The organism is Streptomyces sp. NPDC017676, assembly GCF_044329325.1.
Taxonomy (GTDB): domain Bacteria; phylum Actinomycetota; class Actinomycetes; order Streptomycetales; family Streptomycetaceae; genus Streptomyces.
Genome location: NZ_JBIRJA010000007.1, coordinates 290,260 through 304,249 on the forward strand (window position 1 = coordinate 290,260; position 13,990 = coordinate 304,249).

Below are 13,990 nucleotides of genomic sequence, written 5' to 3' on the forward strand. Positions count from 1 at the left end.
CAGCCATGGCTGAGGCCCAGAACATCCCCGTGGGGTCGACCACCGCGGGCTCGATCGCGGTCGCCGCGGAGTCGACCGTCGTCTCGCGCATGAGCGCGCCCCCGTCCTTCGACGTCGCGGACTTCCCGGTCCCGCACGGCCGTGAGGAGGAGTGGCGGTTCACCCCGCTGGAGCGCCTGCGCGGGCTGCACGACGGCACCGCCGTCGCGAACGGCGGGGGCGTGAAGGTCACCGTCCAGGCCCCCGAGGGCGTCGCCGTCGAGACCGTCGGCCGCGACGACGCGCGGCTCGGCAGGGCGGGCACCCCGGTGGACCGCGTCGCCGCCCAGGCGTACTCGGCGTTCGAGAAGGCCGGCGTGGTCACCGTCCCCAAGGAGACGGTGCTCACCGAGCCGATCCGGATCGCCGTGCACGGCGAGGGCGGTACCGCCTTCGGCCACCAGGTGATCGAGCTGGGCGCCTTCGCCGAGGCCGTCGTGGTCATCGACCACACCGGTGACGCGGTGCTCGCCGCCAACGTCGACTACGTCCTCGGGGACGGTGCCAAGCTGACCGTCGTCTCCGTCCAGGACTGGGACGACAAGGCCGTCCACGTCGCCCAGCACAACGCGCTGGTCGGCCGGGACGCCTCCTTCAAGTCCGTGGTCGTGACCTTCGGCGGTGACGTGGTCCGGCTGCACCCGCGCGTGGAGTACGCCGGCCCCGGCGGCGAGGCCGAGCTGTTCGGCCTGTACTTCACCGACGCCGGGCAGCACCAGGAGCACCGCCTGCTGGTCACCCACAACACCCCGCACTGCAAGTCGAACGTCGTCTACAAGGGCGCCCTCCAGGGCGACGACGCGCACGCGGTCTGGATCGGTGACGTGCTCATCGAGGCCAAGGCCGAGGGCACGGACACCTACGAGATGAACCGCAACCTGGTCCTCACGGACGGCGCGCGCGTCGACTCGGTGCCGAACCTGGAGATCGAGACCGGCGAGATCGTCGGTGCCGGGCACGCCTCCGCCACCGGCCGCTTCGACGACGAGCAGCTCTTCTACCTGATGGCCCGCGGCATCCCGGAGCACGAGGCCCGCCGCCTCGTGGTCCGCGGCTTCTTCGCCGAGCTGGTCCAGCAGATCGGTGTCGCCGACATCGAGGAGCGCCTGCTCGCCAAGATCGAGGAAGAGCTGGAGGCTTCGGTCGCATGACGTCGTTCGTACGCGCCTGTGGGCTGAGCGAGCTGGAGGAGGACACCCCGAAACGGGTGGAACTCGACGGCACGCCGGTCTCGGTCGTGAAGACCGAGGGCGAGGTGTTCGCGATTTATGACATCTGCTCGCACGCGAACGTCTCCCTCTCCGAGGGCGAGGTGGAGGACTGCCAGATCGAGTGCTGGCTGCACGGCTCCAGCTTCGACCTGCGCACCGGCAAGCCGTCCGGCCTCCCCGCGACGCGCCCCGTCCCCGTATACCCCGTAAAGATCGAAGGGGACGACGTTCTCGTCTCCCTCACCCAGGAGTCCTGAGGCACCCATGGCAACGCTTGAAATCCGAGACCTGCACGTCACCGTCGAGGCCGACAACGCCACGAAGGAGATCCTCAAGGGCGTCGACCTCACCGTGAAGCAGGGCGAGACGCACGCCATCATGGGCCCCAACGGCTCCGGCAAGTCGACCCTCGCCTACTCCCTCGCGGGTCACCCGAAGTACACGATCACCGGCGGCACCGTCACCCTCGACGGCGAGGACGTCCTGGAGATGTCCGTCGACGAGCGTGCCCGCGCGGGCCTGTTCCTGGCGATGCAGTACCCGGTCGAGGTCCCCGGCGTCTCGGTCTCCAACTTCCTGCGCACCTCCGCCACCGCCATCCGCGGCGAGGCCCCCAAGCTGCGCACCTGGGTGAAGGAGGTCAAGGAGGCCATGGAGCGCCTCAACATGGACCCGTCCTTCGCCGAGCGTAACGTCAACGAGGGCTTCTCCGGCGGTGAGAAGAAGCGCCACGAGATCCTCCAGCTGGAGCTGCTCAAGCCGAAGGTCGCGATCCTGGACGAGACCGACTCCGGCCTGGACGTCGACGCGCTGCGCATCGTCTCCGAGGGCGTCAACCGCGTCCGCGAGAGCGGCGAGGTCGGCACCCTGCTGATCACGCACTACACGCGCATCCTGCGCTACATCAAGCCCGACCACGTCCACGTGTTCGCCGGCGGCCGCATCGTCGAGTCCGGCGGCCCGGAGCTCGCGGACAAGCTGGAGAACGAGGGCTACGAGGCATACGTGAAGGGTGGCGCATCCGCGTGACACAGCTGCCGGGCCTCCTCGACGTCGAGGCGATCCGCAAGGACTTCCCCGTTCTGGACCGAGTCGTCCACGACGGCAAGAAGCTCGTCTACCTGGACAACGCGGCGACCTCGCAGAAGCCGCGCCAGGTGCTGGACGCCCTGAGCGAGTACTACGAGCGCTACAACGCCAACGTCCACCGCGGTGTGCATGTGCTCGCCGAGGAGGCCACGGCGCTGTACGAGGGCGCGCGCGACAAGGTCGCCGCGTTCATCAACGCGCCGAGCCGCGACGAGGTGATCTTCACCAAGAACGCCTCCGAGTCGCTGAACCTCGTGGCGAACATGCTGGGCTGGGCCGACGAGCCCTACCGGGTGGACCACGAGACCGAGATCGTCATCACGGAGATGGAGCACCACTCCAACATCGTGCCGTGGCAGCTGCTCGCGCAGCGCACGGGCGCGAAGCTGAAGTGGTTCGGCCTCACGGACGACGGCCGGCTCGACCTGTCGAACATCGACGAGATCATCACCGAGAAGACGAAGATCGTCTCCTTCGTGCTGGTGTCCAACATCCTGGGCACGGTCAACCCGGTCGAGACGATAATCCGCCGCGCCCAGGAGGTCGGCGCGCTCGTCTGCATCGACGCCTCCCAGGCCGCCCCGCACATGCCGCTGGACGTGCAGGCGCTCCAGGCCGACTTCGTGGCCTTCACCGGCCACAAGATGTGCGGCCCGACCGGCATCGGTGTCCTGTGGGGCCGCCAGGAGCTGCTGGAGGACCTGCCCCCGTTCCTCGGCGGCGGCGAGATGATCGAGACGGTCTCGATGCACTCCTCGACGTACGCCCCCGCCCCGCACAAGTTCGAGGCGGGCACCCCGCCGATCGCCCAGGCGGTCGGCCTCGGCGCGGCGATCGACTACCTCCAGTCGATCGGCATGGACAGGATCCTCGCCCACGAGCACGCGCTGACGGAGTACGCGGTGCGGCGCCTGGCGGAGGTTCCCGATCTGAGGATCATCGGCCCGACGACGGCCGAGGACCGCGGGGCGGCGATCTCCTTCACCCTCGGGGACATCCACCCGCACGACGTGGGCCAGGTCCTGGACGAACAGGGCATCGCGGTCCGGGTCGGCCACCACTGCGCCCGTCCGGTCTGCCTCCGCTACGGAATTCCTGCGACCACGCGAGCGTCGTTCTACCTGTACTCCTCGCCGGCCGAGATCGACGCTCTGGTCGACGGCCTGGAGCACGTACGGAACTTCTTCGGCTGAGAGGCGTGTCGACACCGTGAAGCTGGATTCGATGTACCAGGACGTCATCCTGGACCACTACAAGAACCCGCACGGGCGTGGTCTCCGGGACGGCGACGCCGAGGTACACCATGTGAACCCGACCTGCGGCGACGAGATCACCCTGCGCGTGAAGTACGACGGTACGAAGATCGAGGACGTCTCGTACGAGGGCCAGGGCTGCTCGATCAGTCAGGCGAGCGCCTCCGTGCTCAACGAGCTCCTCGTCGGCAAGGACCTGGCCGAGGCGCGGAAGATCCAGGAGACCTTCCTGGAGCTGATGCAGTCCAAGGGCAAGATCGAGCCCGATGACGCGATGGAGGAGGTGCTGGAGGACGCGGTCGCGTTCGCCGGTGTCTCCAAGTACCCCGCGCGGGTCAAGTGCGCCCTCCTGAGCTGGATGGCGTGGAAGGACGCGACGGCCCAGGCGCTGGGTGGCGCCGACGCCGAAAGGAAGACGGCATGACCGACACCGCAGAGATGAAGCCGGTCTCGGAGGAAGAACTCCGCGAGGCCCTGATGGACGTGGTCGACCCCGAGCTGGGCATCGACGTCGTCAACCTCGGCCTGATCTACGGCATCCACATCGACGACTCCAACGTGGCCACGGTCGATATGACCCTGACCTCGGCGGCCTGCCCGCTGACGGACGTCATCGAGGACCAGGCCAAGTCCGCCACGGACGGCCTCGTCAACGAACTCCGCATCAACTGGGTCTGGATGCCGCCGTGGGGCCCCGACAAGATCACGGACGACGGCCGCGAGCAGCTCCGGGCGCTCGGGTTCAACGTCTGACGCACAGCCTGTGACAGGGGCCGTGGCCATGTGCCACGGCCCCTTTCGCATGCTCGGGTACCGGGGCTCAGGCGAGCCCGTCCACCATTCGGAACGCCGAGTCCGCGCGGTAGAGGTCCGTGTCCTGGTACGGGTCCAGCCGGAGCCGGAAGTTCTGGTGGCGCAGGAAGCGGCCGGGGTAGTTGACCGACTCCAGCGTGACGGCGCCGGTGAAGGCGGAGGCGCGGGGGCAGAACGTGGCGTCCTGCCGGAACAGGGGCGAGCCGTCGGCGGGTTCGGCGCGGAGCAGGAAGTCGCGGTGGCGGAGGTAGCTGCCGTCGGCCGTGGTGAAGGACCAACACCGGGCGTCGGCGAGGCCCTTGACGCGCGTGAAGGTGGCGGCGCGGCGGTCCGCGGCCGAGCCGACGGGGTCGAGCCTCACCAGGCCGGCGCTGAGGTGCCAGGTGCGGTCGGGGTAGTTGACGGAGCGGACGGAGGTCCCGTGCTCCACCGGCTCCGGTGAATTCGCCGAGGGCGCCGGGGACTTGGCGGGCCCGTGCTCCGTATGGGCCGAGGACTCCGGGGCGCTGGGGGAAGAGGGTGGCTGTGACGGCTTGTCCGGCTTGTTCTTCGCGGAGGCCGGTGGGGTGGACGGGGTGGCGAAGGAGAGCAGGCCGGGGCCGTCGTCCGGCGGGGTGATGGGCGCGGTGGCGGCTCTCGGTTCCGCCGGCTCGTCGTTCATGGACAGGGCCGTCACGCAGGCGGCCACGGTTGCCAGGGCCAGCGCGGCGGCCGGCCGGAGTCTTCGGGCGCGGGGGGTGTTTGCGGGCACGGGCCCGCACAGTAGTGGAGGCGGAAGCCGGCCGCGGGCCGTTTCAGTGAGCGGTTTCCATGAAAATGAAACTTCCTCGTTGTGTACGGGCGTACGCATCGATCTGTACGCTCGTACACATGGGGTATCTGCTGCTCTCCGGTGCCATCGCCGCGGAGGTCGCCGCCACCACGGCGATGAAGTACAGCGAGGGATTCAGCCGGTTCTGGCCCTCGCTCGTGACCGCTCTGGGCTACGTCGTCTCGTTCGCGCTGCTCGCCCAGACGCTGAAGACCGTCCAGATCGGCACCGCGTACGCCATCTGGTCCGGCGTGGGCACCGCGACCATCGCCGTCCTCGGTCTGCTGATGTTCGGCGAGGGCCTGAGCCTGACGAAGGTCGCCGGGATCGTGCTGATCATCGGGGGAGTGGTGGTGCTGAACCTGGGCGGGGCGGCGCACTGATGCCACGCCGCCACGACCCCGGGCGCCGGCAACGGATCATCGACGCGGCCATCCGGGTGGTCGGCCGGGACGGCATCGCCGGGCTGAGCCACCGCACGGTCGCCGCCGAGGCGGACGTACCGCTCGGCTCCACGACGTACCACTTCGCCACCCTCGAAGAGCTGCTGGTGGCCGCGCTGCGGCAGGCGAACGAGGGCTTCGGCCGGGTGCTGGCCGAGCTGTTGCCGGAGGGCGGCGGCGACGGCGACCTCGCCGCGGATCTCGCCCGGGCGCTCGGGGAGTGGCTGGCGGGCGAACGCACCGGCGTGGAGCTGGAGTACGAGCTCTACCTGGCCGCACTGCGCCGCCCCGCACTGCGTCCCGTCGCCGCCGAGTGGACCGAGCAGGGGGCCGCGCTGCTGGCCCGCCGCACCGACCCGGTGACCGCGCGGGCCCTGCTCGCGCTGATGGACGGCATCTGCCTCCAGGTGCTGCTGACGGGCGGTTCCTACGACGAGGAGTACGCCCGCGCCATGCTGGCCCGGCTGATCCCCTGAACCCGCGCCCGGCACGTGAGACGCGGTTCGCCCTCACCACCCCGCCCACGTTAGGTTTTCTCCCATGACCGAGTCTGCAACCCGTACCACCGGCGCCGTCGCCGCCGGCCTCGCCACGATCGCCTCCGACGGCACCGTTCTCGACACCTGGTTCCCGGCCCCCGAGCTGGTCGAGGAGCCGGGTCCGGCCGGCACCGAGCGGCTGACCGCCGAGCAGGCGGCCGAGCTGCTGGGCGGCGGCGCGACCGCGGCGACCGGCCCGGACGCCCGCCGGGGCGTCGAGGTGGTCGCGGTCCGCACGGTCATCGCCTCGCTGGACGAGAAGCCGGTCGACGCCCACGACGTCTACCTGCGCCTGCACCTGCTCTCGCACCGCCTGGTCAAGCCGCACGGCCAGAACCTGGACGGCATCTTCGGCCACCTCGCCAACGTCGCCTGGACCTCGCTCGGCCCGGTCGCCGTGGACGACATCGAGAAGGTGCGCCTGAACGCCCGTGCCGAGGGCCTGCACCTCCAGGTGACCTCGATCGACAAGTTCCCGCGCATGACGGACTACGTCGCCCCGAAGGGCGTGCGCATCGCCGACGCCGACCGGGTCCGCCTCGGCGCGCACCTCGCGGCGGGCACCACGGTCATGCACGAGGGCTTCGTCAACTTCAACGCCGGCACCCTCGGCACCTCCATGGTCGAGGGCCGGATCTCCGCGGGTGTCGTCGTCGGCGACGGCTCGGACATCGGCGGCGGCGCCTCCACCATGGGCACCCTGTCCGGCGGCGGCAACGTGATCATCTCCATCGGCGAGCGCTGCCTGGTCGGCGCCGAGGCGGGCGTCGGCATCGCGCTCGGCGACGAGTGCGTGGTCGAGGCCGGCCTGTACATCACCGCGGGCACCCGCGTCACCATGCCCGACGGCCAGATCGTCAAGGCCCGCGAGCTGAACGGCGCCTCCAACATCCTGTTCCGCCGCAACTCGGTCACCGGCGTGGTCGAGGCCCGCCCGAACAACGCGGTCTGGGGCGGCCTGAACGACATCCTGCACAGCCACAACTGAACTAAGCACCCGGGAGCGCCCTTCCGCCGCTGTGCGGGAGGGCGCTCTGCGCTGTCCGGCCGCGCGCCGGCCGACAGGGACGACGCGGGTCGTCTGCACCGGCCAATTCCTTGAAAGCGCTAGGGTTTACGGTCCTGACTGTGAAGCGGTGAAAGGACGGCCGCGTGGCGCAAGCCGTTTACGCCCTGCTCGTGGGCATCAACAAGTACCAGGGTCCGTTCAAGACGCTCGACGGCTGTGTCGACGACGTGCTCGCGTTCGAGACGTTCCTGCGCGGTGTCGTTCCGGACGACCTGCTGCACGTGCGCGTACTCCTCGACGAACAGGCGACCCGGCAGGCCGTGATCGACGGATACACCACGCACCTGTCGCAAGCGGGGGCACAGGACGTCGCCCTCTTCTACTTCGCCGGGCACGGCTCGCAGGAACCGGTCGAGGAGCGCTTCTGGTACCTGGAGCCGACCGGCTGGAACCAGACCCTGGTGTGTACCGACAGCCGGCTGCCCGGGATCCCCGAACTCGCGGACAAGGAGCTCAACACCCTTGTCTCCACGGTCGCCGCCACGGGTGCCCACGTGCTCAACATCCTCGACTGCTGCCATGCCGGCGGGGCGACGCGCGACCCGGAGACGCAGATACGGTCGGCTCCTCCCGCCGCCGCGCCGAGGCCCTTCGAGCAGTATCTCCCCGCCCTGCAGGCCGCGTGGGCGGCGACCGCCCGGGACGGGGGCGGGGCCGAGGACACTGCCGCGACGGCGGCCGGTCCGCCCCCGCAGGTGACGCTGTCCGCCTGCGAATCGCGTCAAGAGGCCAGGGAAGTGGTCATCGACGGGCAGGTCCGAGGCGTCTTCTCGGTGATGCTGCAGCGAGCGCTGACGCGACTCGGCCCCGCGGCCACCTACCGCGATCTGCTCGGAGCCACGGCCGTGAGTGTCAGGGACTGGGTGCTCCGGCAGGAGCCCGTGGGGTACGCGATGCCCGCCCAGGCGCTCGACGAGCCCCTCTTCGGCGGAGCCGTGCGGCTACGGGAACGCGGCATCTCGCTGGAACACTATCGGGGCCAGTGGTGGATCGACGCCGGTGCGGTGCACGGCATCCAACCGCCCGACGGGGACGACACCGTCGTACTCGCCGTGCTCCCGCCGGACGAAGGGGCGGACGAGCCGGCACGTGCACCGCTCGGCCGGGTCCGGGTCACCGACGTGCAGTCGGCCCGCAGCCGGGTCACCGTCGAGCCCTCCGACTGGCGACCCGACCCCGAGACCCGTTACCCCACAGTCGTCGTGGACGTGCCCCTGCCGCAGGCCGCCGTGGAGGTGCGCGGCGACAGCCCCGGAGCCGCGCTGGTGCGCGCGGCGGTCGCGGCATCGCCGCACCTGGTCGAGGGCGCGGCGGACCCCCGTCTCCGAGACGACCGCTTCGTCGTACGGGCCGGTTCCGCGTCCGGCGGTGCCGGTCCGCACCTGGTCGTCACGCGGCCGGACGGGACTCCTCTGGCCGACCCGGTCCCGGCGACCACGGACGGGGCGGCCACCGTGGTGCGCCGCCTGGAGCACCTGGCCCGCTGGCAACTGATCAAGCGGCTGGACAACCCGGGGTCATGGATCGCGGGTCTCGTGCGCGTCGAGATCGTCCCGGCGGAGCCCGGCGAGACGGCGCCGCCCGCCCCCGGCACCCGGGCCTCGCTGGCCGCCGGCGCCGACGGCCGGATCCGGCTGCACTACCGGAAGACCGGCTCTGCCTGGCAACGGCCGTACGTCTGGATCTACCTCCACAACGACAGCCCGTACGACCTGTACTGCACCCTGCTCGACCTCACCGACCGGTACCGGTGCCACAGCCTTCTGTTCCCGGGCGACCTGCTGCCCGCCGGGTCGACGGCGGTGGCGTACGACGGCCGACCCGTCGACGTTTCCCTGCCTGCGGAACGCCTCGGGGTCCCCGGAAGCGAGGTGTTCGACCACCTGAAGCTCGTCGCGTCCGAACAGCGCTTCTCGGCCGACGCCTTCGAACTGCCCACGCTCGATGGAGCGCCCACCCGCCGGACGAGGGGGCGTGCCGGGAGCCACCCGTCTCTCTTCGACCGGCTCGGCGGTCGCGTCGTCACCCGGGATCTGGGCGCTCTGGGTACGGACGCTCCGGAATGGACGACCGCGCTTGTCACGCTCCGCACCTGCGGACCCACGGACACCGGGGAGGAGGCGGGTGGCTGAAGGACAGGGGGGACCGTCGGCCGCCGCACTGAGTGAGGAGCTCGACGCCTGCCTGGCGTCCGGGCCGCACGGCCTCGACGAGGAGGCCGACCGCCTTCTGGACCTGGCACTCGATCTGGCCCGGCAGCTGATCAAGTCGGGCACGCCGGACGAGGCGCTGCCGTTGGTCCGTCGTGGCGAGGCGCTGGCCACGCTGGTCGGGAGCATCGAGCGCGCGGCACGTCTCCGGCTCCTCCTCGCCGCTGCGGAGGGCGACCACGAAGGCGCGATCGCCTGGTCCCGCTCGGCCGTGGCACTGGTCGCGGAGCATGGCCGCGCCGGGCTGTATTTCGAGGCCCTCACGGGACTCGCCAACGCCTACACGCGCGCGGAACGATGGCGTGAGGCGGCGGCGGTCCTCGGCCAGGCCACTGTCGCGGCCGACGCCGCGCAGCGTCCCGAGTACGCGTGGCCCGCCGCGGCGCAGGCGGCTTGGATGCATCTCCTGGCCGGTGAACCGGCCCCTGCGCAGGCATTCCTGGAGCTGGCCCTGGCGAACTACGCCAGGGCCGACGGGGTGTCCGTCAGCACCGCCACCGTGGAGCACCTCGCTCTGGCATTCACCGCGCTGGCGAACGAACTTCTGGCCGACAGCCCGCGGGCCGCCGGCGAAGCGGCCCGGCAGGCCCTGGCCCTCTCGCCCGGCCGGCCAGAGGCGCTGCGTGTACGGGCGCACGCCTTCGCCCGGCTCGACGACCACCTCAACGCGGTGCCCGCGTACCGGTCCTGGCTGGCGGTCGCACCCGGCAACCCTTTCGCCTGGAACAACCTCGCCAGTTCCCTGTTGGCGATCGAGGACCACGAGGCCGCACTCGACGCTCTGTCCCGTGCCGTCACCGCTGCTCCGGAGGATCTGCGGTTCCGGCTCAACCACGCCACCGTGCTGGCGAGCAGCGAACGCTTCGACGAGGCGGTGGCCGTACTCGACGAGGTGGTGCGCATCGGTGAGCGGCTCGAAGAGCGGGCGGGGACCGAAACGCCCGCCGCCCGGGCAGAGGATGTCGGCAGTCCCCTCCCTGACACAGGTGCGGGCTCCGCCGCCGAGCAGATCGAGACCGCTCTGGCCGACCGGGGTGGGATCAACCTCCTGCGGGACCGTCCGGATCTCGCCGCGGCCGACGCCGGACTCCTCCTCTCCCGTTCCGGACCTGCGGCACGGAGCACCGGACACCTCCTGCGTGCTCAACTCGCCGAGCTGCGTGGGGACCTGCCGGGTGCGCTGGCGGAGTACGAGCGAGCGGCAGCGCTGTCGCGACTGCCCTCGCTCGCGCACGCGCAACTCCTGATACGGCTCGGACGGGACGACGACGCCCTCGACGTGCTGGAGCGCCTGTCGTCCCGGGACCACGACCCCGAGGCGGCCATCACGGTCCTCGACGACATGGTCCGGCGGGAGACCGACCGGCCGCGGGCCCTGGCGGTACGCGGTCTGGCGCACTTCGAGGCCGGGCACCCGCGCCGGGCTCGGGTCGATCTGCTCGCCGCCGTGGACACCGGCCATGACGCCTGGCGTACGTACCTGCTGCTCGGTCTGAGCTGGATACAGACCGACATCGCCGAGGACGCATCCCAGACGATCGACCTGCAGGCAGGGCTGGAGGCGCTGGGCGAGGCGGTACTGCGCGCGGCCGCGCAGGAGGCCGATCCGTCGGACAGCGACGCGGGCGACGGGCCCGCCGAGGCGTTCCGGACGTTGACCTGGCTGCTCGACCGCATGTTCAGTGCCTCGCGGTTCCTTGAGTCGGCCGCATGGGCGGTCGTCCGGCGCCAGGAACCACCGTGGCTGGCCGCCGTTCCCCTTCTGCGTCCCGTCCTGAGCGACTACGTGCGGGCGGCCGTGCTCGCCTCGACAGGGGAATGGCGGGAGGCCGTACAGAGGTGGGAGAGGGTACAGGCTGCCTTCGAAGCCGCCGGATTCCCGGTGTCCGCCACCCGGACGAGTATCGCGATCGCGGACGTACTCCTGCGGCTGCATGACCTGGACGCCGCGGCCACCCACCTTGACCGGGCCGAGGAGATGACGGATCTGGCCGCCCGCCCCCTGACCGCGGACCTCAGAGCGACGGACCACCCGCTGGACAGAGTGGCGTGGATGGAGTTCGAGTACCTGTACGTCTACGGCATCGGGGTCGTCGAGAACGCCAACCGGCTGCGCGCACTGCGCGTCACCCTCACCGCCCGGTCCGGCGACGTCGCGGCGGCGGCCGACGAGATCGGTGACGGTTCCTGGCTCTTCCAGGAGCGGGACGGCCGGACCGAGATCGCGCCGGGCCTGTCGGTGGCCGCGGTGATGACCACGGCCCAGATCGTGCGCGATGCCGGACGGCCCGACCGCGCGAGGGAGCTTCTGACGACGGCTTCCGGCACGGACGGAGGTGCCACGCACCCCGGGCTGCTCGCCACCCTCTCCACACTCGTGCTGGAGGACTTCGAGGAGTCCACCCGGTACCTGGACCTGGCGGACGAGCACGCGGAGAAATGGCACACGCCGATCATCCTGATGATGCGTGCGCAGCTCTGCCTGCATCACGGACGCTTGGACGAGGCCCTGGCACTGCTCGACGGCGTCGAGGAAGAGGGTTCCCCCCTTGAGTACGGGCTGGCGTTCGGCCTGTTGCGCAGCCGGGCGGAGCTGGGCAGAGGCAACGCTGACCGGGCGGCTGACCTGGCCGTCCGGTTGATCGCCCAGGCGGAGGAGAGCCGTCTGAACCTGTCCCGCTGGGAACTGCGCATGGCGTGGTCCGGGACCACCGTGCCCGCGTACACGACGGCGATACGGGCGTGTGCCGCGGCGGACCGTACGCTCCTCGCCTTCGACTTCGCCGAGCGTGCCCGCGCGCGGGCCTTCCTCGACGAGGACGCACTGGCGGACCCCGAGGTCGACGCCCTGACGATGGCCCTGCGGGAGCGTCAGGGCGACCTCCTGTGGCTCGAACGACTGACGGGTCCCCACACCGCCTCCGACGTGACCCGGCTGCTGGCACTCGAACGCCGCTACGGCACCCGTGTCGTGCCCGAGGGGCTGGTGTCCGCCGCGGTGCGTGCGACGACCGGTGTCAAAACGGAGGACATCCTCCACCGGCTGCGGAACGACCGCGACGCGCTCACCCGTGAACTGGACCGCGTGCAGGCCGACGTCTTGCGCCGCCAAGGGGTCGAACCCGTCGGCTGGAAGCGGCTCCACGAGGCCGTCGGCGGGGCCGCACACATCGTTCTGTTCCACGTCTTCGCCGACGGCGGAGTGCTGCTCTTCACCTCGGGTGAGGGGGAGGAGCCACGCGTCCTCACCGCGGTGGTCGACTTCGACGAGATCGCCGCCGTGCTCGGCGCCGCCCGGCGTGGCAGTGGGTTCGACTTCCGCCGGGTGGATCTGGAACGCCTCCAGCGGGTGGCGGCTCCGCTCGTCGAGCCGTTCGCCGGCTTTCCGGCCGACGAACTGATCGTCGTCATCCCGCACGGACCGCTGCACTCACTGCCCCTGCACGTCCTCGACGTGGCGGGTGTGCCCCTGGGGCTGCGCAACCCGGTGTGCTACGCGCCCAGTGCCTCCGTGCTCGCCCGTCGTCTGTCGAGCGGTGCGTCGCACGCGGCCGGCGAGCCGGTCGTGGTGGGGGACCCCGCAGGGGACCTCGCGCACGCCCGCATCGAAGCCGTGACCGTGGCGGAGCAGCTGGGCGTCCCCCCGATTCTCGGCGGCGACGTGTCCAAGGACCTGGTCACCGACATCCTCATCCGCAGGCAGCCGCCGCCGGGACTGGTCCACGTGGCAGCCCATGGCACGCTGAACACACCCGACGGGGCGGCGGGGATCGTCCTGGGGGGTGCCGATGCCTCCGACGGCCGTGAGAGCCCGGTCCTGGGCCCGGCCGATCTGCGCGGTGCCAAGCTGTCCGCCGCCCTCGTCACCCTGAGCTGCTGCGCCAGCGGGATCAACAGCGTGCGCCCCGGTGACGAACTCACCGGACTCGTCCGCAGTTTCCTGACCGCAGGCGCGGCTTCCGTGATCGTCAGCCAGTGGTCGGTGGACGACCTCTCCACGTCGCTGTTGATGCGTGCCTTCTACGAGCGACTCCGTGGCACGCCGGCCGACGGCGCTTCCTACTCCGTCGCCCACGCGTTGCGCGACGCGGTGCGCCGCGTCCGGTCCCTGACGAGACACCAGCTGGCGGAGATCACCGGGCCGCACTCCCCGGAGAGCCTCGGCGCGCCGGACCCGGCCACGGCACGCACACTCCGTATCGACTCGGTGGCACTGAGCGCACCCGCGGACTTCGCCACGGCCCGCGCCTCTCTCGCCACCAGTCCCGATCCCTCACTGCGCGACGCGGCCCTGGAGGCGGAGGAGCGCCATGCGGCACGGGCCGCCGCTCGGGTGGACGGCGAGGACGAGCGATTTCCGTTCCGGCATCCCCACTACTGGGCCCCCTTCGTCCTGGTAGGGGACTGGCGACTGCCGCAGCTCACCCCGGGGGCGATCGCGCAGGGCACGGCAGGGGATGGGTGAGAGTCACGTGCGGCGGGCCGTCGACGTCCAGCAACAGCAGGGGGCGGC

General features: G+C 71.1%; 12 protein-coding genes. 11 read left to right on the forward strand and 1 reads right to left on the reverse strand.

Annotated elements, in window-relative coordinates:
• The first annotated feature begins 5 nt into the window (after window positions 1–5).
• Genes sufD through ACH4LD_RS17605 form a run of 6 tightly spaced genes read left to right on the forward strand, consistent with a single transcriptional unit; the run spans window position 6 to window position 4,345 of the window.
• Complete coding sequence (sufD, locus tag ACH4LD_RS17580; protein ID WP_398056963.1) at window positions 6–1,190, forward strand: Fe-S cluster assembly protein SufD; 1,185 nt, start codon at window positions 6–8, stop codon at window positions 1,188–1,190.
• A complete protein-coding gene (locus ACH4LD_RS17585; RefSeq protein WP_132784024.1) occupies window positions 1,187–1,507 on the forward strand; it encodes a non-heme iron oxygenase ferredoxin subunit in 321 nt (106 codons plus the stop codon). The genes sufD and ACH4LD_RS17585 overlap by 4 nt, the downstream gene beginning before the upstream one ends.
• A 7-nt stretch (window positions 1,508–1,514) precedes the next feature.
• On the forward strand, window positions 1,515–2,279 hold the full coding sequence (gene sufC, locus ACH4LD_RS17590; RefSeq protein WP_014671977.1) for a Fe-S cluster assembly ATPase SufC: 765 nt from the start codon (window positions 1,515–1,517) through the stop codon (window positions 2,277–2,279).
• Window positions 2,276–3,532, forward strand: a complete 1,257-nt coding sequence (locus tag ACH4LD_RS17595) for a cysteine desulfurase (protein ID WP_398056964.1) — start codon at window positions 2,276–2,278, stop codon at window positions 3,530–3,532. The genes sufC and ACH4LD_RS17595 overlap by 4 nt, the downstream gene beginning before the upstream one ends.
• Window positions 3,533–3,548: 16 nt before the next feature.
• Window positions 3,549–4,016, forward strand: coding sequence for a Fe-S cluster assembly sulfur transfer protein SufU (gene sufU, locus ACH4LD_RS17600; protein ID WP_030642422.1), 468 nt, complete (start codon window positions 3,549–3,551; stop codon window positions 4,014–4,016).
• The gene (locus ACH4LD_RS17605) at window positions 4,013–4,345 is read left to right on the forward strand and encodes a metal-sulfur cluster assembly factor (RefSeq protein WP_103812962.1); all 333 of its coding nucleotides are present in this window, start codon (window positions 4,013–4,015) and stop codon (window positions 4,343–4,345) included. Before sufU ends, ACH4LD_RS17605 begins: the two co-directional genes overlap by 4 nt.
• 67 nt (window positions 4,346–4,412) lie before the next feature.
• Here the strand turns inward: ACH4LD_RS17605 and ACH4LD_RS17610 are convergent, their stop codons facing one another.
• On the reverse strand, window positions 4,413–5,156 hold the full coding sequence (locus ACH4LD_RS17610; RefSeq protein ID WP_398056965.1) for an AbfB domain-containing protein: 744 nt from the start codon (window positions 5,154–5,156) through the stop codon (window positions 4,413–4,415).
• A gap of 119 nt (window positions 5,157–5,275) precedes the next feature.
• Between ACH4LD_RS17610 and ACH4LD_RS17615 the strand changes: the two genes are divergently transcribed.
• The 5 genes from ACH4LD_RS17615 to ACH4LD_RS17635 all read left to right on the forward strand — a co-directional run bounded on the left by ACH4LD_RS17615 (window position 5,276) and on the right by ACH4LD_RS17635 (window position 13,942).
• Window positions 5,276–5,599 (forward strand): DMT family transporter, encoded by a 324-nt coding sequence (locus ACH4LD_RS17615; RefSeq protein ID WP_398056966.1) that lies wholly within the window; start codon window positions 5,276–5,278, stop codon window positions 5,597–5,599.
• Complete coding sequence (locus ACH4LD_RS17620; RefSeq protein ID WP_398056967.1) at window positions 5,599–6,135, forward strand: TetR/AcrR family transcriptional regulator; 537 nt, start codon at window positions 5,599–5,601, stop codon at window positions 6,133–6,135. The genes ACH4LD_RS17615 and ACH4LD_RS17620 overlap by 1 nt, the downstream gene beginning before the upstream one ends.
• A 64-nt stretch (window positions 6,136–6,199) precedes the next feature.
• A complete protein-coding gene (gene dapD, locus ACH4LD_RS17625) occupies window positions 6,200–7,186 on the forward strand; it encodes a 2,3,4,5-tetrahydropyridine-2,6-dicarboxylate N-succinyltransferase (protein ID WP_132784028.1) in 987 nt (328 codons plus the stop codon).
• A 164-nt stretch (window positions 7,187–7,350) separates the two neighbouring features.
• Window positions 7,351–9,399, forward strand: a complete 2,049-nt coding sequence (locus ACH4LD_RS17630; protein WP_398056968.1) for a caspase family protein — start codon at window positions 7,351–7,353, stop codon at window positions 9,397–9,399.
• The gene (locus ACH4LD_RS17635; RefSeq protein ID WP_398056969.1) at window positions 9,392–13,942 is read left to right on the forward strand and encodes a CHAT domain-containing protein; all 4,551 of its coding nucleotides are present in this window, start codon (window positions 9,392–9,394) and stop codon (window positions 13,940–13,942) included. Before ACH4LD_RS17630 ends, ACH4LD_RS17635 begins: the two co-directional genes overlap by 8 nt.
• The last annotated feature ends 48 nt before the right edge of the window (window positions 13,943–13,990 follow it).

Coding starts and splice junctions, on each gene's coding strand:
- ACH4LD_RS17615 (WP_398056966.1), top strand. CDS start 5,276: ATGGGGTATCTGCTGCTCTCCGGTGCCATCGCCGCGGAGGTCGCCGCC.
- sufD (WP_398056963.1), top strand. CDS start 6: ATGGCTGAGGCCCAGAACATCCCCGTGGGGTCGACCACCGCGGGCTCG.
- dapD (WP_132784028.1), top strand. CDS start 6,200: ATGACCGAGTCTGCAACCCGTACCACCGGCGCCGTCGCCGCCGGCCTC.
- ACH4LD_RS17605 (WP_103812962.1), top strand. CDS start 4,013: ATGACCGACACCGCAGAGATGAAGCCGGTCTCGGAGGAAGAACTCCGC.
- ACH4LD_RS17585 (WP_132784024.1), top strand. CDS start 1,187: ATGACGTCGTTCGTACGCGCCTGTGGGCTGAGCGAGCTGGAGGAGGAC.
- sufC (WP_014671977.1), top strand. CDS start 1,515: ATGGCAACGCTTGAAATCCGAGACCTGCACGTCACCGTCGAGGCCGAC.
- ACH4LD_RS17620 (WP_398056967.1), top strand. CDS start 5,599: ATGCCACGCCGCCACGACCCCGGGCGCCGGCAACGGATCATCGACGCG.